This window comes from Nitrospira sp. ND1 (genome assembly GCF_900170025.1).
Classification (GTDB): Bacteria; Nitrospirota; Nitrospiria; order Nitrospirales; family Nitrospiraceae; genus Nitrospira_A.
Genome location: NZ_FWEX01000006.1, coordinates 2,197,444 through 2,217,552 on the forward strand (window position 1 = coordinate 2,197,444; position 20,109 = coordinate 2,217,552).

A 20,109-nucleotide genomic window follows, 5' to 3' on the forward strand; every position below is an offset into this window, starting at 1 on the left:
CACAAACTTCCACCGCTCGGCAGTTCTTGCCGGGTGTTCTGCGTCGAGTGCTCCTCGCACTCGCAAATTCACTGGGTTTCAAGCCGTTCTTCATCCCGGTATCTGTGGCCCGAAAGTTGTATCTATGGATGGATGCTGGGTCGTTCTGCTCGGGTCGATCGGGAGGTACTGACACCATGATGTCCATCTGGGAATTCTTCGGCCAAGACGTGGCGCTCTTCGGGCAGCTCCATAGTCCCATGTTGAGTTGGCTCGGTTCCGTCGGATTGATCGCGCTGTTTCTATGGCATGCCGGGCGGCTGACGGCGGCCATCTCCAGCGTTCAGGGATGCTACACCCGCGTATGGCCGACCTTGACGAGTCTCACTGCCAGCCGCAAGAGTCTGCAATCAGAGTGGCTGACGGTCCCCAGCTTGAGCGATGTGAAGAAACCGGCCAACGAGTCCGGTGGTCAATCGGAGCGGGTCGATTTGGATGATCTTCACACGCTCGACAAGGCCATGCGTCGGGAGCCTCGCCTTGAACAGGCCTGGCTGCATTTTCGCAAGACCTTTATTGTGGAGCGCACCGCCTGGTTCATCGAGCCGAAAGTGTTTGCGACGCGCACGGCGGCAGAATTTTTCCCTCGTGATCTACTGAATAGCCGATTGAATCTCGCCTTTTACCATCAGTTCCCGTCGTTGATTACGGGAGGCGGTCTGTTGCTCACGTTTCTTGCGATTCTCATCGGCCTGAGCAAACTTCATGCGGATGGATCACATATCGTGGGCATTCAAGGGTTGATCAACGGATTGGCCGGGAAATTTTTGACGTCGATTGTCGGGTTGCTCTGTGCCAACCTCTTTGTGCTTCTGGAGAAGTCCGCCTTGCATCGGTTGGGCACCACTCAGCAGCAGTTTGTCGCCATGGTCGATGAACTGTTCCCGCGCAGAACCATGGAACAGATGTTAGAGAACTTCACCCCCGGAGCGGGGCCATCACACACGCCTGCCGCAGTGGGTGCGGTGCCCGTTGATCTTGGCGATCGCCTCGTGGGTACCCTCAGTGATCGGTTGAGTCCCACCGTGACGGCGCTGAGGGAGGCCGTAGAGGTGTTGAGCAGGCGGGAACCGGGTGGCCGGTTCGCTGCACCGGATCGTTTGGCGGAGGAGTTATCGCGGGTGATGCAGCAGACGATGGCGGCTCCGATTCAGGAATTGAACCAGGCGATTCACTTGCTTGCCCACTCGGTCGAGGAACTCAAACGTGGCCAAAAAATGGAGCCAGGAGCGGAGCCGAGAGAGAGCGAATTTGAATCGACGTTCTTCGATGACACGCTGCCGTCAGAATTGGAAGAGGAAGCCATCCCTGATGACAGCATGAGCGGGTTACGGTGGTTTGCGAATTGGCGTCAGGGCGCCTCAATGAAGGGCGCGGCCTGATATGCGCACCAACTTCTCGTCGGATTCGCAGGAACAGTCTTCGACTCTCACCATGGGCATCACGGATTTGATGACGTCACTCGCCGTCATTTTTATCCTCCTGTTCAGCGCCTATGTCACCAAAGTCTCCGAAACGGAATCACAGGCGAAGGTGCCGGTCCCCATTCCGGCGCCGGAGCGGAAGGTGGCTCGGACGACGACGGATGATATCAAGGGGCTGTTGCGCGACCATTTTCAACGATTCGACCTTTCCCTGGATGCCGATCCCGCCGATCCCAATGTGGTGCGGATTGTCGTGCCGGAGGCGTTGCTGAACTTTGAGTTCGGGAGAGGCGCACTCTCGTCGGTGGCGGACCGATTTCTTGCGGATGCGATGCCGACCTATGCGGCGTTGCTCTGCGGTGCCATGCGGGATCAAATCGATTCGCTCGTGATCGAAGGGCATACCGATGATCGCGGCTCGGATATCTACAACTTGAAGTTGAGCCAACAGCGTTCGTTGAATGTGATGGTGAAGGGGTTGGAAGTCATCCAGGACTCGGCGCCCTGGGCCTATCGCTGTTTCCACGAAAAGACGTCTGCCAGCGGGCGAGGTCGGCAAGATCTCGTCATGGATGAGTCGCGTGGCCTTGATCGAGATAAGAGCCGACGAGTGGTATTTAAAATCCGCCTGCGGCCTACGGCTCAGCAGACTGAGATGAAGCAAGCCATGCGGACGATTGAAGAGCCGAACTTCAGCTCCCGCCTGTTCTAACGCCGTTCCGGGGACGGCCCGTCTTGCGCGCAACGAAATCCGACATCATTCCGTCGCGCATCTGGCGCATATCCGGCGCGATTTGACGACCTGATGGCCTTGGAATCATTGTTCCAGGCGCCTCCACGCAATGCCCGAAGTGGCCCCGCGGAAGGTCCTTTCGGATTGTCTCGTGCGCTGAATTGGTAGTAGGTCGGATCATACCAGTCGGCGACCCATTCCCAGAGATTCCCTGCCAGGTCATACACCCCCTCCGGTGTTTTGCCCAGTTCAAAGCGTCCGACATTGCTCAGGGTGTTGTATCCGCGCCATCTGGTCTCACCTGCATTGGCATGTCCCCTGGTCGGATGCGCACTTCCCCACGGGTAGATCCGGCCCTCGGTGCCGCGAGCAGCAATCTCCCACTCCGCTTCTGTCGGCAATCGTTTCCCCACCCATCGGCAATAGTCACGCGCATCGTACCAATTGACGCCGACCGCCGGTTTGTTCTCGTGAGCGCCGGCGGTGGCCTCATTCCACTTGAACGGCGCATCCGGTTTCTGGGAGGCCAGGAACTCGGCATAACGAGAGACGGTGGTTTCGTACACATCAAGATAAAAGGCTTTGACCGAGACGCGATGGACCGGCTGTTCATCCTCCTGACCGAGGTCGCTGCCCATGGCGAATTCACCGGCAGGAATGAGCACCATTGGCCCACCACGATGCGAGCCGATGAACTTGGTGCTAGGCTCGACGGGGGCGGAGTTGGATGGATTAGCTACGACTGAATGTGAAGGGCGTGGTGAAATGTCCTCCGCTTCGGCAGCTCCTGTGAATGGGAGGCAATAGAGCAGCGCGATGGCACAGGCGATCGGTACGAATGTCTGCATTGTTTCGTGGGTGATCGACTGCGAGACGGTCGGCGGTTTTGGTCTCACCTGCACATTGTATCCCGTTCATGCGAAAAAGTGTGGGGGAGGGACCGTGTAGGGTGCGCGTCCTTAGCGACGGACAAGTTGCAGCAGGGCTTCAGTGGGTGCGGTGAGGGCTATCGGAGATGGAGGCTGTTACTTCAGCAGATGGTCGGAGATTAATGCCGCCAGCTCGGCCGGTTCGACCACCCCTTCACGAGTCAGCAGCAGTTTGCCCTGCGCGAAGAAATGCGTGGTGGGGTAGGTCTCAAACGTATGCGCTTTCTTGATCTCTCGGCATCGGCCTGGCACGTGCATTTTGGCCTTGCCGATCTTGATCGTGGGGAACTTTGCAGCGGTTTCTTCCAGGATGGGATCGTATTGCTTGCACGGTTCGCAGGTGGCCAAGCCGTAGGCGACGACTGCGCCGGCACTCTCGGTAAACTCTTTGTAATTTTCGTCGCGAACGTCTTGGACTGTGCCGGTCATACTCTCTCCTCGGCTGTGAGGGATGACCGAGGGGTGGGCGTCGTGGTGACCTGACCCCTTCCCCCTCGGTCCCTCGTGGCGCTTAGCTCAGTTTCGCGAGGGCCGCGAGAATGTCCTTATCTTCCCGTGCCACCTTGATTTCCTGAACTTTCACGTAGGCGACTTTGCCGTTCTTATCGACGATGACCGTTGCGCGCTTGCCGCAATTCAACGGTTCAAAATACAGACCATACTTCTTCACGACTTCGCGATTGAAGTCAGAGAGCAGGCGATGCTTCAAGTCGAGGGAATCCGCCCAGGCCTTGTGGGAGAAGAAGCTGTCGCAGCTGATGCCGAACAGTTCGGCGTGGGCGCTCTGGAACTTCGGGAAGTCATCGGTCAGGCACTTGTTTTCACCCTGACAGACCGGGCTCCAGTCGAGCGGGTAGAACGCGAGCACGACATTGCTCTTCCCTCTGAAATCGCTCAACTTCACGTCCTTCTGGTCCTGATCTTTTAATGTGAAATCCGGCGCGGTATCGCCGACCTTAATTTCTGCAGCCACATCACTCATTGAGAATCCTCCTAGGTTAGACCTACAGCCCTACGCAAAACCTTTTTGTGGTACCACGCCTGGAAAAACCTTGTCAACGGGGCCAGAAGGCCTAGGGGGAAGCGGGTGCAGTCACAATCACTTGATTTCATGATGTGTTGCGGACTTTCTGAGGTGGCGGGTCAGAGGATGTCAGAAGTGATTTGTCGGAATGCCATCATGCGGCCGGTCGGTGCTGCGGTGCGATGTTTGATGAATCGGATGGTGTGAGCGAGGGCCGGAAGGTCCAACGAGCTTCCTACTTTTTGATTCTGTCCGGACCGTAAGACTGTGTCGGCCGCGGACTTTAGGAGGGCGATGGTCTCGGCGTCCGGAAGGCCTCGGGGCTGAATCACTTCCAGCTCGTCCAGTCCGAACTTGTTTAATCCCAATGTATGGAACCATTCGGATGATTCATCGGTACTCTCGCTCTGCTGGACGGTGACATGATCGCGGTGAGAGAAGACATTCAACGGTCGATCATTCCAATCCGACGGATTGAGGTATTCCTGGCACAGGACATCGAAGGCCGTGCCCTGGGTGAGCAGTGTCAGGCCGCGGGCGAGCCGGGCAGCGACGAGCACCGTATCTGCAATGGTGCTTGGGGCGGTGGCGGCTGGTGAGATGGCTCCGAGCTGCCGGTGATCCCAGGATAGGACGGGCTGCCATTGTGCGGCGTCGGATTGAGGGAGGCTGGTCAGGAGATATGCCTGCCATGGACCGTGGCTGGCGCTGATGCGGCCTCCGGCTTCATGTTCGAGGCAGGTCAGCGGCCCGCCGTACTGAAGGTCGTACCAGATCTTCAGTTCGTCGAGAGACGGCGGCGCCCCGCGATAGCCGACCAAGTAGAGTGGAGACTTCGCGGGCGCAGGTTTCGGGGATTTTTTCCTGATCTTCATGCCGCCCGCTCAGCAAGGCGCCGAGCGCCTGCTGAGTTACTTGGAGCTCTTCTTCGCTTTCCGACGGTCATCCGGGTTCAGGAGCCGCTTGCGGAGGCGGAGATATTTCGGCGTCACCTCGACCAATTCATCCTGGCCGATGTATTCCATCGCGAATTCCAATGACATTTCACGCGGTGGTGTGAGCACTAAGGCCTCGTCCGTGCCGGCTGCGCGCATGTTGCTCAATTGTTTCTGCTTGCACACGTTGACGTCCAGGTCCTCGTCGCGGCTGTTCTGGCCGACGACCATGCCCTGGTAGACTTCGACCGAGGCGCCGATAAACAATTCACCACGTTCTTGAGTCATGAAGAGCGCATAGGCCGTGCTGGTTCCGGCTTCGAAGGCTACCAGCGAACCATGCGGTGCCACGAGAAGCGCCTTTTCATCCGCCGGGGCATAACCGGAAAACACGTGGTGCAGAATGATGGTACCGCGGGTCTTCGCCAGCAGGATGTTTTTCAGGCCGATAATGCCGCGCGTCGGGATGTGATACTCAATGTGCATTTCGCTGGCGGTGCCTTCGGAATGCACGAGCTTCATGTGACGGAGTTCGCCGCGTCGTTTGCCGATTTCTTCAATCACCGGCCCCTGATATTCAGAAGGAACCTGAATGGTCAGCTCTTCAAAGGGTTCCGTGACTGTATCGCCTTCTCGGTGCAGGATGACCTCGGGCTGAGAGATCTGCAGCTCATATCCTTCACGACGCATCTGTTCGATCAGCACGCCGAGATGAAGTTCGCCACGGCCGGCCACGAGAAACCGGTCGGCGCTGTCTGTTTCCTGCACGCGCAGGGAGACGTTGGTTTCCAGCTCCTTGAACAATCGTTCACGCAGGTGGCGCGAGGTCAGGTATTTTCCGTCACGGCCGGCGAACGGGCTGTTGTTGACCGAAAACGTCATCTGCACGGTCGGTTCGTCGATCGTCACGCGCGGGAGCGCGACCGGATTGGTCGGATCGGCAATCGTGTCACCGATGTTCACTTCTTCCAGGCCGGAGAGAGCGACAATTTCACCCGCTTCAGCCGTTTCGACATCGGTGCGCTCAAGGCCTGAAAACACCGCAAGATCGGAAATCTTGCCGGGGACCTGGCCGCCGTCCTTGGTCAGAGTGACCACGTTTTGGCGGCGGGCGATGGAGCCGGATTGGATCTTTCCGATCCCCATTTTCCCTTTATAGGAATCCTGGGCCAGGGCCAGCACGAGGAGCTGGAACGGGGCGTCCGCGTTGATGGCCGGTGCCGGAATCTTGTCGAGAATCGTCTCCAGGAGCGGGGAGATCTCCGTCCCTGGCTGCTTGAGATCGAGGGTCGCCACCCCCTTGATGGCGGAGGTATAGACGATAGGAAAGTCCAGCTGTTCGTCGGTGGCTCCCAGATGCACGAAGAGATCGAAGGTGCGATTGACGACGTCATCGATGACCGCATCGGGGCGATCGATTTTGTTGATGACGACGATGGCTTTATGTCCGAGGGCCAACGCTTTGCGCAAGACGAACGTGGTCTGCGGCATGGGGCCTTCTTTGGCATCGACGAGGATCAGCACGCCATCCACCATGCGGAGTGTCCGCTCCACTTCGCCGCCGAAATCTGCGTGGCCCGGCGTGTCGACGATGTTAATCTTCACACCTTTATAGGTCACGCTGGCGTTTTTTGCGCGGATCGTGATGCCACGCTCGCGCTCCTGATCCATTGAGTCCATGATGCGCTCACCCATGTCATCGATCTTGCGATGCACGTGGGTCTGGCGCAGCACGGCGTCGACGAGAGTCGTCTTTCCATGGTCGACGTGGGCGATGATGGCAATGTTGCGGATGTCGGTCCGACGACCTTGCGGCGCGTGCAGACCCGATGTGGTGGATGAGGGCGCTGAGCTGTTCATAATCTCCAATGCCGTGAAAGTGCCAAAAAAAAGACGCCTTCCTATGAAGGCGTCTAAGCCTATGGAATATACCCGATTCAAACGTCTTCCCGCAAGCTGATTGTCGAATGTTCCGCGGAAACTTCTTCGGACGATGATTCGAACCTTGCTTGAGTTTGTCGGGTGTGCATTGTATGGTGGGGTTGTCGCGGGTTGACCCCTTCTCCTCGCAACCATCCAACTTCATGTCCGAACTCGATCACTTACTCGATAAGCCGGAGAAGCCTCGCCGTCGCTGGCGATGGTGGAAGATTGCCGTCATCGGCCTGCTGTTGGCCATTGTGCTCGGTGGCGGCGGGGCGGCCGGCATTCTCTGGTATTTCTCTCAAGACCTGCCCTCGCTGGATCCCTTGCAGAACTATCAGCCGAGTCTGGTGACGCGCGTCTACTCCGACGACCGGCAAGTGATCGGCCAGTTTTTCATCGAGCGACGGTTCCTCAAGCCCATTCAGGAGATGCCCAAGAGTCTGACTCAAGCCGTCATCGCGACTGAAGACACGAGATTTTTTGAGCACCCGGGCCTGGACATCGTCGGCATTCTGCGGGCGGCCTGGACCAATATTCGCCATGGCGGCCGGAAGGTTGAAGGCGCGAGTACCATTACCCAGCAGCTGGCGCGGTCTCTGTTTCTTTCGGCAGAGCGGACGTTCGATCGCAAAGTCCGGGAACTCATTCTGGCCTACAAGATGGAACTGGTGCTGACCAAGGAACAGATTCTGGAGATGTATTTGAACCAGATCTATTTCGGCCAGGGGGCCTATGGCGTGGCGGCGGCCAGTCAGACCTATTTCGGGAAAGAACTGTCAAAGCTCACGCTGGCTGAATCGGCGTTTCTCGCCGGTCTTCCCAAATCCCCCAGCCACTACTCCCCCTTTAAGGCCTATGACCGGGCCAAGAAGCGGCAGGAGCATGTGTTGAGCCGGATGGCCGAGGCGGGTTTTATCAGTGCCGCCGATCGTGAGCAAGCTGTAGCCGAAAAGCTGAACTTCCGCCGTCCTGGCAGTGAACATCTCGGGCCCTATTTCGTGGAGTATATCCGGCAATTGCTGGTGGCCAAGTTCGGTGAAGCGATGGTGTACAAGGGTGGACTGGAAGTGTTCACCACGCTGAATGCCGATATGCAGAAAGCGGCTGAAACGGCTGTGTTCAACGGACTCCGCGAGGTCGATAAGCGCCAGGGCTGGCGTGGCCCGCTCCGCACCGTCGATCTGGCGACCCTGGAGGTGCCGGCACCCGATCCCTCTGTGAAGCTGGCGGAGGGGGATATCATGGAAGGGGTGGTGACGAAGATCGCCAAAGATCACGTGCTGGTCCAAATCGGCGGTAGCACCGGTCGGCTGGCCTTCGACGATATGGCCTGGGTAACCAAGTATCTCAAAGGCAAGGATCCCACCAAGGATGCCGTTCCGGTCAAGAATATCAAGCAACTGCTGGCGCTGGGTGATGTCATCGAGGTCGGGGTGAAGAAGCTTGAGAAGGAGATTGTGCATCTGCGCTTGGAGCAGACCCCGCTGGTTGAAGGCGCTCTGGTTGCGATCGATCCCAAAACGGGCGCCATCCGCGCGATGGTCGGCGGGTATGATTTTGCGCGCAGTGAATACAATCGTGCGGTGCTCGCGCGCCGTCAGCCCGGGTCCTCGTTCAAGCCGATCATCTATGCCACGGCGATGAACCAAGGTATGAGTCCGGCTACGGTAGTGCTCGATGCCCCGGTGGTGTACGAACAGGAGGAAGAAGACAAAACCTGGAAGCCTGAAAACTACGGCAAGCGGTTCCACGGCATTGTGAGTTTGCGGGAGGCGCTGATTCATTCTCACAATCTCGCCACCGTGCGGCTCCTGGATAAAGTAGGCATTCGGAACGTGATCGATTTCTCGCGGACGGTCGGTATTGTGAGTCCGCTGGCTGCCGATCTTTCGCTGGCGTTGGGTTCGTCCGGCGTGGGGTTAACGGAGTTAGTGTCAGTGTACGGTGTGTTTGCCAATCAGGGCATGCGGGTGGAGCCTTATGCAGTGGCAAGCGTGCAGGACAGTGGCGGTCGCACGTTGGATCAGGCGGCCATTCAGCCGCGTCAGGTGGTGTCCCGCGAAACGGCATACCTCATTACGAATATGATGGAAGATGTCATTCAACGCGGAACAGGCATGGCGGCCAAGGCTGTCATCGACCGGCCGGTGGCGGGGAAAACCGGGACGACCAATGACTTCACCGATGCCTGGTTCATCGGTTCGACGCCTAATCTGGCGACCGGGGCTTGGGTGGGCTTCGACGATCGGCGTCCCTTGGGTGAAACCGAATCCGGCGCGCACGCGGCCCTGCCGATCTGGATCTCCTTTATGAAGGACGCGCTCAAGCAACTACCGGTTGTGCCGTTTGAAATTCCCGACGGGGTGATGTTTGTGAAAGTGGATCCCTCGACGGCGCTCCTCACCGATCAGGACGAGCAGCATGGCACCGTGGAACTCTTTACAAAAGGCACTGAGCCAACCAAGAGTGCGGGATCCAAGATCGATCCCACCGAGTTCTATAAGCTGGACCAGCTGCAGGATAGTGCCCCACCGGTTCCTGTCGAGCCGTAGCCCGACGCCGACCAGGTTTCCTACCTAAATCTTCTCTGCCCATCCGGGCACAGCACCACACTACGATGGTCATGACGCCGGCGCCGGCCTGGCTGTGAGATGTGTTGTGTGGTGAAGGACGTTCGGTTGGCCGTATCAGGACTGGGAGTCCTGATATTCTTCGTGCCAGGCCATTTGAATGGATTCAAGGGTTTTTTCGTTCGACTTCTTCGGGTCGTCCTTGAATTCGGGGAGGGCGACGATCCACGCATGCATGTCGGTGAAGCGGACGGTGAGGGGATCGGTGGTCGGGTGGGCCTCCACCAAACGGATGGCGAGTTCTTCAGTGTCACTCCACTTCAAATCCATTGCAGCTCCTCGAGTTCAGGATTGCGTCACGTCAGAGACTTTTTTGCCTTGGAGCCCTTGTTTCAGGGAATCGTCCAGCATGGCCACGGTGAGCCCTTTGGCTGCCTGCTCAATGTCAGCCATGCGCGCACGGATGGCACGAGGATCGATTCCGTCCTTGGCCGTCGACAATGCCGAGAGGGCCGTGCGTATGGCTTCGACTTCCCCTAAAGCGACGAGATGCCCGCCATCGGCTAACGATTTTTCGGTCGTGGTGATCAGCGCTCCTGCATCGAGTCTGGCTTCGATCAGCTTTCGCGCGTTGACGTCGTCTGCGGCGAACTTGAACGAATCTTCGATCATCCGTTCTACTTCTTGATCCGATAATCCGTAGGAGGGTTTAACCTCGATCGATTGAGTCTCAGCGGTCCGCATGTCTTTGGCCATGACATTCAGAATGCCGTTCGCATCGATCAGGAAGGTCACTTCAATGCGTGGAACTCCCGCGGGCAAGGGCGGCACCTTGAGACGGAAACGGGCCAGGCTGCGGTTGTCTTTGGCCAGCTCTCGTTCGCCCTGGAGAATATGAATGTCCACGCCTGTTTGGCCGTCCACATAGGTGGTAAACATTTCCTTGGCGCTGGCGGGGATGGTGGTGTTTCGTCTGATCAGAATGCTCATGACCCCGCCCATTGTTTCGATACCCAATGACAGGGGTGTCACATCCAATAGCAACATATCCGTTGTGCCGCCGCTCAGAATATCTGCCTGTACCGCCGCGCCCAACGCGACCACTTCGTCCGGATTCAGTTCGCAGTGCGGTTGTTTTCCGAAGAGGGCTTGTACTCGTTGGCGAACCAGCGGCATGCGTGTCGAACCGCCGACGAGGACGACTTCATCGACGTCGCCGGGCGCTAGACCGGAATCTTTCAAGGCCAGCCGGCAGGGACCCAGCGTACGCTCAACCAATGCGGTACAGAGCCCTTCAAGTTGATCGCGTGTGAGTTCGCGTGTAAACCGGCCCTTACTTTCCGGGAGGTCGAGACTCACGGCGGTCTTGAGTTCTTCTGAAAGGCGAATCTTTGCGCGCTCGGCTTCCAGGCGGACTGCCTGCATATGGTCGGGATAGGTGCTGAGATCGAGTCCATACTGCGTGCGGATGTCAGCGAGGAACAGGTTGGCAATCAACTGGTCAAAGTCGTCGCCGCCGAGATGCGTATCGCCATTTGTGGCGAGCACTTCAAAGATCCCGTTTTTTAATTTCAGGATCGAGATATCGAACGTTCCCCCGCCCAGGTCGTAGACGGCGATGGTGCCCTGCGTCTTTTCTTGCAACCCGTAGGCCAGTGAGGCAGCGGTTGGTTCATTGATGATGCGCAAGACTTCAAGTCCGGCAATCATGCCTGCGTCTTTGGTCGCCTGCCGCTGGCTATCGTTAAAATAGGCAGGCACGGTAATGACGGCTTTGGTGATGCTTTCTCCCAGAAAGGCTTCAGCACGGAGCTTGAGTTCTTTCAGGATCATGGCAGAGATCTGGGGTGGGGAGTAGGATTTCTCTCCCAGCTCGATCCGGATGACGCCACCTTTCTCTGTGAGCGTGTAGGGAAAGTAGGCCAGTTCGTTTTGGACGTCGGCCAGGCTCTTGCCCATGAACCGTTTGACGGAGTAGACCGTGCGCTCGGGATTTCTGGTGAGATGTTCTTTGGCCGGGTCGCCGACAATGAGTCCGTTGTCGGTCAGCGCGACGACAGAGGGGACCATCGCGCGTTCGTGGCGTGCCGAGATGACGCGTGGCGTGCCATGATCCATGTAAGCGACAAGGGAATTGGTCGTGCCGAGGTCGATGCCGACAATGCGTGCCATAATGATTAGGCGATCGTTGCGACGAGATCGTTGACGATGTTGTTCACGTAGGTGCGGTTGGACAGGATATCCCGCATTTCCTTGAGAATGCGGCCGCGCTCAGCGCGTGCCTGCTCGGTGGCCTCGCCACGATCCTGCAGTGCATCCCACCGGCTGAAAAGCTGTTGGAGTTGGGCTTCCATATCCCGTTGCCGTTGCTCAAGTGTGGCGCGATCAGCGTGGAGTTTCGTGCGGAGGGTAGACGCACTTTCAGAGGCGCGATCACTGGTGCGGAACTCATCGAGGGTATCCTGCAACTCGAGAATTTCTTCGAAGAGATCGGCCGGCGGTGTCGTCCGGATATCTTTCACGGAGCCCGCTTCGAGGTCCAATAGGTATTCGGCTCGTTGAATCGGGTCTCGTAGGGTGCGATAGGCGGTGTTCAGCATGGCCGAGTTGCCGAGGCTGATGGTCTGCTCCGCATCGCTTTTATTCTGGTAGAAGTCAGGATGGAATGCCCGGCTCAACTCGTAGAACTTGGTTTCCAGTGTCTGCGGATCAATCGCGAGGCGCCGTGGCAGCCCAAAGCAGGTAAAATAGTCCAGATCCTTGGAGACCGGTTGGACTTTCACGCAACGGTCGCAAAAGTACTCTCCAGCCATTTCGGACTGGCAATGCCAGCACATGCTGCGAGCCATCTGCAGCTCGCGTCGATCATCGGTGTTATGAATATGTCCGCTCATGGGCTGTCGCTCGCTCAGGCCGAAAAGGATTCCCCGCAGCCGCACGTCTTGTTGGCGTTGGGGTTCACGAATTTGAAGTTTCCGCCCATCAGGTCCTTCTGAAAATCAAGCTGGGTGCCCTGCAGGTAAATGGCGCTCTTGGCATCCACAATGACCTTGACGCCGTCGAATTCGTACACTTGATCGTACTGGCCGATCTTGTCGTCGAAATTGATGGTGTAGCTCAGGCCGGAGCAACCGCCTCCCTTGACGCCTAAGCGGAGGCCGCCTTCTTCGATGCCTTGGACATTAATGAGACGTTTGACCTCTTTCAAGGCTGCGTCGCTCAGAGTGATGACCGGGGCTTGAGCATCCGTATTCGTGGTGGCGTCCATATTGCGCTCCTTCTTGTCGTTACTTCGAGTCGGCTTTCTTTTGATAGTCGGCGAGGGCTGCCTTGATGGCATCTTCAGCCAGCACGGAGCAGTGAATCTTGACGGGAGGCAGATTCAACTCCTGCACGATATCGGTGTTCTTGATCTTGCCGGCTTCCTCCACCGTTTTCCCCTTGAGCCATTCGGTGGCCAGACTGGAGCTGGCAATGGCGGAGCCGCAACCGAAGGTCTTGAACTTGGCGTCCACGATCGTGTCGTTTTCAACTTTGATCTGGAGTTTCATGACATCGCCGCATTCCGGGGCGCCGACGATACCGGTGCCGACTCCATCTTCTTCTTTTTTGAAACTCCCCACGTTACGGGGGTTGTTGAAGTGGTCGACGACTTTTTCGCTATAGGCCATGGTGTCCTCCGAATGTATCGCTCACAGTAGTGAAGTTTCAGGTTAATGTGCTGCCCATGACACGGATTTCAGGTCAATGCCTTCCTTTGCCATTTCGTACAGCGGTGACATTTCCCGGAGCTTGGTCACGACTTCGACAATTCTCTTTCCGGCATAGTCCACTTCTTCGTCGAGCGTGAACCGTCCCAGGCCGAATCTGATGGAGGAATGCGCGAGTTCCGCTCCCACACCCAATGCACGCAACACATACGAGGGCTCCAGGGTTGCTGACGTGCAGGCCGAGCCGGACGAGAGAGCAATTTCCTTGCAGCCCATCAGCAGCGATTCGCCTTCGACGTAGGCAAACGAAATATTGAGATTGTGGGGGAGACGTTCGGTCGGGTGGCCGTTCAAATAGACGTCTTCCAGCGCCTTGGTGATGGTGGCATGCAGCCGGTCGCGCATGACAGAGAGCCGCGCGGCGTCGGCGGCCATTTCCTGCTCGCACAGTTCACAGGCTTTTCCGAAGCCCACAATCAGCGGCACGGGCAGGGTGCCGGAACGCATGCCGCGCTCATGTCCGCCGCCATCCATTTGCGCCGCAATTCGGACCCGGGGATTCTTTTTTCTGACGTACAGGGCGCCGACGCCCTTGGGGCCATAGATTTTGTGCGCGCTGAAGGACATCAGGTCGATTCCCATGTCCTGGACATCGATCGGGACTTTGCCGACGCCCTGAGTCGCGTCGCAATGAAACAGAATGCCCTTTTCCTTCGCGATCTTCCCGATTGCTTTGACCGGGTTGATGGTGCCGATTTCGTTATTGGCGAACATGACGGAGATCAAGATGGTCTTGTCAGTGATGGCATTCCGCACGTCTTCCGGGTTCACCATGCCGAACTTGTCGACCGGCAGATAGGTGACCTTGACCCCGCGTTTGGCTTCAAGGGCTTTCGCCGTGTCCAGCACCGCGCGATGTTCGGTGGATGACGTAATAATGTGGTCGCCCTTTTCGTGATACATCTCGACGACGCCTTTGAGCGCGAGATTGTTCGATTCGGTGGCGCCGCTGGTGAAGACAATTTCTTTGGCGTCCGCATGAATCAACTTGGCGATCTGTTTGCGCGCGGCTTCGACACCTTCTTCGGCATCCCATCCGAAGGCGTGGTTGCGACTGGCGGCGTTCCCGAATTTTTCCGTGAAATAGGGCAGCATCGATTCCAGCACCCGCGGATCCATCGGGGTGGTCGAATGGTTATCCAGGTAGATCGGGAACTTCATCGCTCGACTCCTTGTTGTTCCGTCGCGACGGATTGAATGGTGATGAGTGGGGTGCCCCCCATCATATCTTGCAAGGTCATGTTGTTGAGAAGCTGATAAATACTGCTCTGGATTTTCAGTAACGGGGTGCGGATGTTACAGTGCTCGCGCTGCATGCAGGCATCGCCGTCTTTCTCGTGTGAACAGTCCATGATGCCGAGTGGACCTTCCAGGCTTTCGAGTACGTGGGCAATCGTGATCTCGCGAGGATTCTTGCCGAGCAGATAACCGCCCTTGGGGCCGTTATGACTCTCAATGATTCCGCTCTTGGAGAGGGTCTGGAGAACTTTGGCAAGTAATTCGACCGGAATGTGATATTCCTCGGCGATTTCCTTTGTGTTTACTACGCGAGCTTGGGCGACATCGCCGTATTGGTTGGAGGCGATGTGCTGGAGTGCCATCAACCCGTAGTCAGCTTTTTTCGATAATTTCAGCATGGGCCTATTGCCGATCCTTCAAGTCGGAGACTATAATGATCTCCGATCAAATCAGTCGTACAAAAGGTATCATGTGGTCTTCGGGCCTGTCAAGCGAGCGGAGGGGCGGAGAAGTAAGAATGTCGGTCCCTGGAGGCTTGCGGCGGGTGATACGGAAGCAGCACGATACATTGCACCACATGCATGACAAAAGGGGCTAAGCAACATGGGTGGGACAAATCCCTACATTGAAAAGGCAGACGTGGCGCTGCCGCAAAAATCTTATATCGTGACCTTCATTTTTCCCGACAAAACGGAAAAGAAGGTTGAGGTACAACCGGACAAGATTCCGTACGGTCCTACGGGCCTGCCGGGAAGTATTCTCGACATTGCGATGGGCAATGGGATCGACCTGGAACATGTGTGCGGTGGCGTCTGCGCCTGCTCCACCTGCCATGTCATGGTGAAGAAAGGCTTGGAGACGTGCAATGAGGGGACGGATGACGAGTTCGACCAGTTGGACGAAGCACCCGTTACGACGTTGCAGTCCCGACTCGGCTGCCAATGTGTGCCGAATGGAACGGTGGAAGTCGTGGTAGAAATTCCTGCCATCAACAAGAATCTGGCGAAAGAAGGACACTGAAGGCAACGAGATGGAGTGCAGGTCGTATAGCGGTCGTATCAGTCGTACGTTTCCAGCTTCACTTCCCGCCGATCGAACCCCAGTTCCATCAACAGTGCCCGCAATGGGCGTGCAAATGCTTTGACCCCGGCAATCATGGGGGTCACCCGCCGACCGTTTCCCGCGATTTGTTTGATCACATCCACAGTCTCGGCATTGCTCTCTGGGCCTTCGTTGACAAACGGCAGATACCGGAAATTGGATTGGCTTGCCGCCAGGGCCATGAATTCCTCATGGTAGAGCTGTTCGGCAGTGGTGGGTGCTTGGGCGATCAGCGTGCTTGAAGGTAGCGAGCCATGGCCTGCCAGTGCGCGGAGCATACAGCGCAGTGGGACGAGCCCAGAATAGCGTCCGATCATCAGCAAGTGCTGAGGTTCCGAGTCGGGCAGCACAAAGTGGCCATAGGGGCCTGACAGGGGAATGCGATCCCCCGGCTTGAGCGACGCGAGATAGCCGGATCCTTTCCCGCCTGGAACGTGGTCGAAGAGCAGTGTGAGGTGGCCGGTGGTAGACGGCGGTTCCGCCAACGAGTAGGCACGATTCAATGGCGGATGGTCTCCGACCGGCAATTGCAGTGAGATCCACTGCCCGGGCTTGAAGGACAGCGGGTGCTCGATGGGGCGGAGCACGAGTTCCGTCGTATGCGGAGTCAGGGTCGTGAGCGAGATGATTTCGGCAATCTGTGTTGGTTCGGCCATGGTCTGTTCTTAACAAAAACGGATTCAGAATGGAACAGGCCAGTTCTGTACATCATTCCAACGCCATGTTATAGATAGCGCCCCGTTTACTATTCCACACGAACTACGGTGATGCGATGAGTCAGGTCAGGGTTCGATTTGCGCCCAGTCCGACAGGTTTTCTGCATATCGGCGGGGTACGGACGGCCTTGTTCAACTGGCTGTTTGCGCGGCAGCAGAACGGGGTCTTTGTCCTTCGCATTGAAGACACGGATCAAAGCCGTTCTACCGATGACTCCATTCAAGCCATTCTTGACGGCATGCGCTGGGTCAAACTGGATTGGGACGAAGGGCCCTTTCGGCAGACCGAGCGAATGGATCTCTATCGTGAACACGCGATGCGATTATTCGAGCAAGGCCATGCCTATTGGTGCGTCTGCTCCTCGGAAGAGCTGGAGGCGCGTCGAAAAGCGGCCGAAACCAAAGGCGGATCGCCCAAGTATGACGGCCGGTGTCGGAATCTCGGTCTGACAAAACCGACCGGGGAAGCGGCGCTCCGCTTTAGGGCTCCGCAGGACGGGCAGACGGTTGTCGATGATTTGATCAAGGGCCCTGTGGTGTTCGACAACCAGATTCTGGATGATGTCATCATTCTCAGATCCAATGGGTATCCTACCTATAATTTCTCCGTCGTTGTGGACGATGCCTTGATGGGGATTACCCATGTGGTGCGGGGCGATGACCATCTCACGAATACGCCGCGCCAGATTCCAATTTTTCAGGCGCTGGGATTTCCGTTGCCGCGATTCGGGCATTTACCGATGATTCTTGGACCGGACAAGGCAAGGTTGTCGAAACGGCACGGCGCCACCTCGATCATGGCCTACAAGGACATGGGGTATCTCCCCGACGCGATGGTCAATTACCTGGTTCGCTTGGGCTGGTCGCATGGCGATCAGGAGCTGTTCTCGCGCGCAGAACTGATCGAGAAGTTCTCCTGGAAGAATGTGCAGACCTCGGCGGCTGTGTTTAATCCGGACAAGTTGCTGTGGCTCAATGCTGAATACCTCAAGACCAGCCCTCCGGCTGAGATTGCTCAGGCGCTCGTGCCGCTTCTTGAGCAGGCAGGACTCAAAGAAGAGGTTCGTGCCGTGTCGACCGAATGGCTCGCGCAGCTGGTCGTCTTGGTGAAGGAACGAACGAAGACATTGGTGGAGATGGTCCACTGGGTGACACCCTACTTCGGCCAGGCGGTCGTGTGTGACGAAGAGGCGGCCAAGAAATTCCTCACATCCGCTCACTCGCCGGTGTTAGCCAAACTGTTGAGCCGATTCGAAGCCTTTCCCGCGTTTTCCAAGCAGGACTGGGAAGAGTCATTTAAGCAACTGGTCGAGGAAGAGGGGATCAAGATGGGGCAACTGGCCCAGCCGGTGCGGGTGGCCCTGACGGGACGGACGGCGAGCCCCGGTCTCTTCGAGGTGATGGAGGTGCTAGGTCGCGATCGCACCTTGCTCCGACTTCGCAAGGGGATCGAGCAGGCCTCCAGATCCTGAGAATCGGCCGGTCAAGAATCAGCATCGATCTTGACGCAGTAGAGAAGCTTATATTACTGTGTGGACCGGTTGGGGGATCGTCTAGCGGTAGGACGTCAGTCTCTGGATCTGACTACCTAGGTTCGATTCCTAGTCCCCCAGCCAAAATCTTTCCCACGCCTTGCTCTTCAGCTCGATGTCTCGGTTCCGTACCGCGCTGGGGGATCGTCTAGCGGTAGGACGCCAGCCTTTGGAGCTGGCTACCTAGGTTCGATTCCTAGTCCCCCAGCCAAACTTATCTCTCCACAATTTCAGTAACTTGCGACCATTCCACATCCCGATTCGATTTATCAGCCGGGGCACTGGTCACGGTTTTGGTCACGGTTCGGGTGAGGCTCCCCTTGTTGACTGCCTCTTGGAGGTGACCAGGAGATAAATGGGAGTATCGGAGCGTCGTCTGAATATCCCTATGTCCAAGGATCTCTTTGACCGAGACTAGATCGACTCCAGCCATAACCCGGCGACTCGCCGCCGTGTGCCTCAATGTATGCCAACAAACCCCCTCGATGCCGACTTTTTGCAAATAGGGCGAGTAGAAGTGGTTCACGAAGCTTTGAGGGTTCCACGATTGGAGCGGAAACTTGGGACTCGGGAAGACCCATGGCGACCGTACGAACGAATCCAGGGACCGCAAGATGTCCTTTGCGCCCTCGCTAAGGGGCACATGACGGGTTTTCCCACCTTTGGGCAGGGGAATCGTGGCTACACCTGCTTCCAGGTCGATCTGATCCCACCTCAGCTGAAACTGTTCCTCCCGTCTCATGCCGGTTTCAATAGCAAACGCCACCAGCTTCCAGGCGGCGGGAGGCATGATCTGCTCCAGTTGAAACAATTCCTCATCACTGAGAAACCTGGTGCGCCGGACTTCCGGCAAGAATTTCACAGACGACACCGGATTGCGGGTCAGTTTGCCGTCTTTAACAGCCAGCATCAGGACATGACGGAGGAACGTGAAATGACGGTTAATGGTCGCGTCACTCCACTGGCGTTCCGGCTCGGAGTCCTTTGACGCATCCGCTGGACGTGGTCTGAGCCTTGTCCTCATCTTCGCTTGGACGCGCCGCAAGTCCTCTGTCGTGATCTCGGTAATCAAACGCTTTCCCAAGAGGAGTGACCAGCGGCGACCGTAACGCCGCTCATTTTCAATGCCGCGATTCGTAGACCCCTCCAGGCATCGGTTCATCCACGCTCGTAAGGTAATGTCCTTTCCTGAAGAAAATTTCTCCGGAAAATATTTGCCCTCTCGAATATCCGCCTTCAGCCGTCCATACAAGGCTTTGGCCTGTGATTTTGTATCACAGCGATGCCAGCGTTCCCGTCCGTTGGCATACAAACGCACCCACCAGCCTTCCCGGCCCTTTCGTTGGGTGATGCCTCTATCCTTTCCCGCTTTTCTTGCCATGGCCGTCCTCCTTTCGTCTCGCGGTCTTGTGGTCAGTCTTCTGGCTGTCACGCCACTTTCTCGCCGCGACGCGGTTTTGACAGCGCGGGTTGCAGTACAGTTGGTCGCGTCGAATTGCGAAAAAGATCGTGGCGCATTCCGGACAGCGTCGAATGTAGTCCCCCGTTTGGGCCAGGAGGTGGACAAAGCGGTATTCAAACTCCTTCGGCTTCCGTTTCGCACTCACGATGACCGTGCCGGCCTCGTCAGAGCCCTCACCCGGCGACACCGCGACCAGCGTCATTTGCGGAAACGTGAAGGTGGTGTAGCCTTCATGCCAATAGAGCTCTAACTGCTCCAGGACGGTAGCCTGAATGTCCAGGGCTTCTTTGCGACTGGGTATCGTCTGATAGTTCTTCGCGTGAGGCACGCCCTCAACGCTCCAGCCACTTTCCGGGGCCACCATCCCGCCATACCGCTCCCCCGTCTCATCGACAAAGGCCGCGACCTCAAACGCCACCAGTGTCCATTCCGTGGGCGTCAAGGCCTCCAGATCGGTCTGTAAAAACCGGAGCACCCACCCCACGGCGCCATCCGGCATCGTCTGGATACGCTCCATCGCTTTCTCATACTCCACTTGGAACTCGTGTTCGGCTTGCTCCTGTGCGCTCATGCCTTCGGCTCCTTTTTCACGTGGACCCCTCCCTCAGTGCTTCATCCCAACACCACTGAAAAATGTGTCGTGCGAAAGGGACTTTTCCACCGGAATGTGTTTGGCAAGTGTACCTCCGGCTTGCTAATGGGTGTCAAG

20 protein-coding genes and 2 tRNA genes are annotated in these 20,109 nt (G+C 57.1%); 7 read left to right on the plus strand and 15 right to left on the minus strand.

What is annotated here, in order from left to right; all coding sequences use genetic code 11:
- The first annotated feature begins 176 nt into the window (after positions 1-176).
- Together NSND_RS15175 and NSND_RS15180 are read left to right on the plus strand one after the other, a co-directional pair.
- The gene (locus tag NSND_RS15175; RefSeq protein ID WP_080879791.1) at positions 177-1,421 is read left to right on the plus strand and encodes a hypothetical protein; all 1,245 of its coding nucleotides are present in this window, start codon (positions 177-179) and stop codon (positions 1,419-1,421) included.
- Between the two features lies 1 nt (position 1,422).
- Positions 1,423-2,175 carry an OmpA family protein gene (locus tag NSND_RS15180; protein WP_080879792.1) on the plus strand — a complete coding sequence of 251 codons (753 nt, stop codon included), beginning with the start codon at positions 1,423-1,425 and terminating at the stop codon, positions 2,173-2,175.
- Here NSND_RS15180 and NSND_RS15185 read toward each other — a convergent pair.
- The 5 genes from NSND_RS15185 to typA all read right to left on the minus strand — a co-directional run bounded on the left by NSND_RS15185 (position 2,172) and on the right by typA (position 6,944).
- On the minus strand, positions 2,172-2,864 hold the full coding sequence (locus NSND_RS15185; RefSeq protein WP_159450813.1) for a formylglycine-generating enzyme family protein: 693 nt from the start codon (positions 2,862-2,864) through the stop codon (positions 2,172-2,174). The two genes, NSND_RS15180 and NSND_RS15185, sit on opposite strands and share 4 nt — an antisense overlap.
- Positions 2,865-3,221: 357 nt before the next feature.
- Positions 3,222-3,554 (minus strand): thioredoxin family protein, encoded by a 333-nt coding sequence (locus tag NSND_RS15190; protein ID WP_013250523.1) that lies wholly within the window; start codon positions 3,552-3,554, stop codon positions 3,222-3,224.
- 82 nt (positions 3,555-3,636) lie between these two features.
- Positions 3,637-4,107 (minus strand): redoxin domain-containing protein, encoded by a 471-nt coding sequence (locus NSND_RS15195; protein ID WP_013250522.1) that lies wholly within the window; start codon positions 4,105-4,107, stop codon positions 3,637-3,639.
- Between the two features lie 161 nt (positions 4,108-4,268).
- Complete coding sequence (locus NSND_RS15200) at positions 4,269-5,024, minus strand: DUF4026 domain-containing protein (RefSeq protein ID WP_080879794.1); 756 nt, start codon at positions 5,022-5,024, stop codon at positions 4,269-4,271.
- A gap of 36 nt (positions 5,025-5,060) precedes the next feature.
- Positions 5,061-6,944 carry a translational GTPase TypA gene (gene typA, locus NSND_RS15205; RefSeq protein ID WP_080879795.1) on the minus strand — a complete coding sequence of 628 codons (1,884 nt, stop codon included), beginning with the start codon at positions 6,942-6,944 and terminating at the stop codon, positions 5,061-5,063.
- Between the two features lie 224 nt (positions 6,945-7,168).
- Between typA and NSND_RS15210 the strand changes: the two genes are divergently transcribed.
- The gene (locus NSND_RS15210) at positions 7,169-9,562 is read left to right on the plus strand and encodes a penicillin-binding protein 1A (protein ID WP_235000271.1); all 2,394 of its coding nucleotides are present in this window, start codon (positions 7,169-7,171) and stop codon (positions 9,560-9,562) included.
- Between the two features lie 135 nt (positions 9,563-9,697).
- Here NSND_RS15210 and iscX read toward each other — a convergent pair whose 3' ends face one another.
- The 7 genes from iscX to NSND_RS15245 are packed head-to-tail and all read right to left on the minus strand — an operon-like array spanning position 9,698 to position 14,987.
- The gene (gene iscX / locus NSND_RS15215; RefSeq protein WP_080879797.1) at positions 9,698-9,910 is read right to left on the minus strand and encodes a Fe-S cluster assembly protein IscX; all 213 of its coding nucleotides are present in this window, start codon (positions 9,908-9,910) and stop codon (positions 9,698-9,700) included.
- Between the two features lie 15 nt (positions 9,911-9,925).
- The gene (gene dnaK / locus NSND_RS15220) at positions 9,926-11,752 is read right to left on the minus strand and encodes a molecular chaperone DnaK (RefSeq protein WP_080879798.1); all 1,827 of its coding nucleotides are present in this window, start codon (positions 11,750-11,752) and stop codon (positions 9,926-9,928) included.
- A gap of 5 nt (positions 11,753-11,757) precedes the next feature.
- Positions 11,758-12,474: a Fe-S protein assembly co-chaperone HscB gene (hscB, locus tag NSND_RS15225; RefSeq protein WP_080879799.1), complete on the minus strand. Its 717-nt coding sequence runs from the start codon at positions 12,472-12,474 to the stop codon at positions 11,758-11,760.
- 14 nt (positions 12,475-12,488) lie between these two features.
- Positions 12,489-12,848, minus strand: coding sequence for a HesB/IscA family protein (locus tag NSND_RS15230; RefSeq protein WP_080879800.1), 360 nt, complete (start codon positions 12,846-12,848; stop codon positions 12,489-12,491).
- A gap of 19 nt (positions 12,849-12,867) precedes the next feature.
- Positions 12,868-13,251: a Fe-S cluster assembly scaffold IscU gene (gene iscU, locus NSND_RS15235; protein ID WP_080879801.1), complete on the minus strand. Its 384-nt coding sequence runs from the start codon at positions 13,249-13,251 to the stop codon at positions 12,868-12,870.
- Positions 13,252-13,293: 42 nt separating this feature from the next.
- Positions 13,294-14,511, minus strand: a complete 1,218-nt coding sequence (locus NSND_RS15240; protein WP_080879802.1) for an IscS subfamily cysteine desulfurase — start codon at positions 14,509-14,511, stop codon at positions 13,294-13,296.
- On the minus strand, positions 14,508-14,987 hold the full coding sequence (locus NSND_RS15245; protein WP_013250512.1) for an RrF2 family transcriptional regulator: 480 nt from the start codon (positions 14,985-14,987) through the stop codon (positions 14,508-14,510). Before NSND_RS15245 ends, NSND_RS15240 begins: the two co-directional genes overlap by 4 nt.
- 205 nt (positions 14,988-15,192) lie before the next feature.
- Here NSND_RS15245 and NSND_RS15250 point away from each other — a divergent pair, with 205 nt between their 5' ends.
- Positions 15,193-15,609, plus strand: a complete 417-nt coding sequence (locus NSND_RS15250; RefSeq protein WP_080879803.1) for a 2Fe-2S iron-sulfur cluster-binding protein — start codon at positions 15,193-15,195, stop codon at positions 15,607-15,609.
- Between the two features lie 38 nt (positions 15,610-15,647).
- Here NSND_RS15250 and NSND_RS15255 read toward each other — a convergent pair whose 3' ends face one another.
- Positions 15,648-16,346: a ferredoxin--NADP reductase gene (locus NSND_RS15255; protein ID WP_080879804.1), complete on the minus strand. Its 699-nt coding sequence runs from the start codon at positions 16,344-16,346 to the stop codon at positions 15,648-15,650.
- A 116-nt stretch (positions 16,347-16,462) separates the two neighbouring features.
- On the opposite strand from NSND_RS15255, the gene gltX reads away from it, so the two are divergent.
- The 3 genes from gltX (at position 16,463) to NSND_RS15270 (ending at position 18,149) form a co-directional block, all read left to right on the plus strand.
- Entirely contained in the window at positions 16,463-17,878 is a 1,416-nt protein-coding gene (gltX, locus tag NSND_RS15260) for a glutamate--tRNA ligase (RefSeq protein WP_080879805.1), read from the plus strand.
- 70 nt (positions 17,879-17,948) lie between these two features.
- Positions 17,949-18,022, plus strand: a tRNA-Gln gene (locus tag NSND_RS15265).
- Between the two features lie 53 nt (positions 18,023-18,075).
- Positions 18,076-18,149, plus strand: a tRNA-Gln gene (locus NSND_RS15270).
- Between the two features lie 3 nt (positions 18,150-18,152).
- Here the strand turns inward: NSND_RS15270 and NSND_RS15275 are convergent.
- Both NSND_RS15275 and NSND_RS15280 read right to left on the minus strand, forming a co-directional pair.
- Positions 18,153-19,319 (minus strand): tyrosine-type recombinase/integrase, encoded by a 1,167-nt coding sequence (locus NSND_RS15275; RefSeq protein ID WP_080879806.1) that lies wholly within the window; start codon positions 19,317-19,319, stop codon positions 18,153-18,155.
- On the minus strand, positions 19,294-19,971 hold the full coding sequence (locus tag NSND_RS15280) for a hypothetical protein (RefSeq protein WP_080879807.1): 678 nt from the start codon (positions 19,969-19,971) through the stop codon (positions 19,294-19,296). The genes NSND_RS15275 and NSND_RS15280 overlap by 26 nt, the downstream gene beginning before the upstream one ends.
- Between the last annotated feature and the right edge of the window lie 138 nt (positions 19,972-20,109).

Excerpts from the sequence above, each read along its gene's own strand:
- NSND_RS15175 (WP_080879791.1), top strand. The coding sequence starts at position 177 with ATGATGTCCATCTGGGAATTCTTCGGCCAAGACGTGGCGCTCTTCGGG.
- NSND_RS15180 (WP_080879792.1), top strand. The coding sequence starts at position 1,423 with ATGCGCACCAACTTCTCGTCGGATTCGCAGGAACAGTCTTCGACTCTC.
- NSND_RS15185 (WP_159450813.1), bottom strand. The coding sequence starts at position 2,864 with ATGGTGCTCATTCCTGCCGGTGAATTCGCCATGGGCAGCGACCTCGGT.
- NSND_RS15190 (WP_013250523.1), bottom strand. The coding sequence starts at position 3,554 with ATGACCGGCACAGTCCAAGACGTTCGCGACGAAAATTACAAAGAGTTT.
- NSND_RS15195 (WP_013250522.1), bottom strand. The coding sequence starts at position 4,107 with ATGAGTGATGTGGCTGCAGAAATTAAGGTCGGCGATACCGCGCCGGAT.
- NSND_RS15200 (WP_080879794.1), bottom strand. The coding sequence starts at position 5,024 with ATGAAGATCAGGAAAAAATCCCCGAAACCTGCGCCCGCGAAGTCTCCA.
- typA (WP_080879795.1), bottom strand. The coding sequence starts at position 6,944 with ATGAACAGCTCAGCGCCCTCATCCACCACATCGGGTCTGCACGCGCCG.
- NSND_RS15210 (WP_235000271.1), top strand. The coding sequence starts at position 7,169 with ATGTCCGAACTCGATCACTTACTCGATAAGCCGGAGAAGCCTCGCCGT.
- iscX (WP_080879797.1), bottom strand. The coding sequence starts at position 9,910 with ATGGATTTGAAGTGGAGTGACACTGAAGAACTCGCCATCCGTTTGGTG.
- dnaK (WP_080879798.1), bottom strand. The coding sequence starts at position 11,752 with ATGGCACGCATTGTCGGCATCGACCTCGGCACGACCAATTCCCTTGTC.
- hscB (WP_080879799.1), bottom strand. The coding sequence starts at position 12,474 with ATGAGCGGACATATTCATAACACCGATGATCGACGCGAGCTGCAGATG.
- NSND_RS15230 (WP_080879800.1), bottom strand. The coding sequence starts at position 12,848 with ATGGACGCCACCACGAATACGGATGCTCAAGCCCCGGTCATCACTCTG.
- iscU (WP_080879801.1), bottom strand. The coding sequence starts at position 13,251 with ATGGCCTATAGCGAAAAAGTCGTCGACCACTTCAACAACCCCCGTAAC.
- NSND_RS15240 (WP_080879802.1), bottom strand. The coding sequence starts at position 14,511 with ATGAAGTTCCCGATCTACCTGGATAACCATTCGACCACCCCGATGGAT.
- NSND_RS15245 (WP_013250512.1), bottom strand. The coding sequence starts at position 14,987 with ATGCTGAAATTATCGAAAAAAGCTGACTACGGGTTGATGGCACTCCAG.
- NSND_RS15250 (WP_080879803.1), top strand. The coding sequence starts at position 15,193 with ATGGGTGGGACAAATCCCTACATTGAAAAGGCAGACGTGGCGCTGCCG.
- NSND_RS15255 (WP_080879804.1), bottom strand. The coding sequence starts at position 16,346 with ATGGCCGAACCAACACAGATTGCCGAAATCATCTCGCTCACGACCCTG.
- gltX (WP_080879805.1), top strand. The coding sequence starts at position 16,463 with ATGAGTCAGGTCAGGGTTCGATTTGCGCCCAGTCCGACAGGTTTTCTG.
- NSND_RS15275 (WP_080879806.1), bottom strand. The coding sequence starts at position 19,319 with ATGGCAAGAAAAGCGGGAAAGGATAGAGGCATCACCCAACGAAAGGGC.
- NSND_RS15280 (WP_080879807.1), bottom strand. The coding sequence starts at position 19,971 with ATGAGCGCACAGGAGCAAGCCGAACACGAGTTCCAAGTGGAGTATGAG.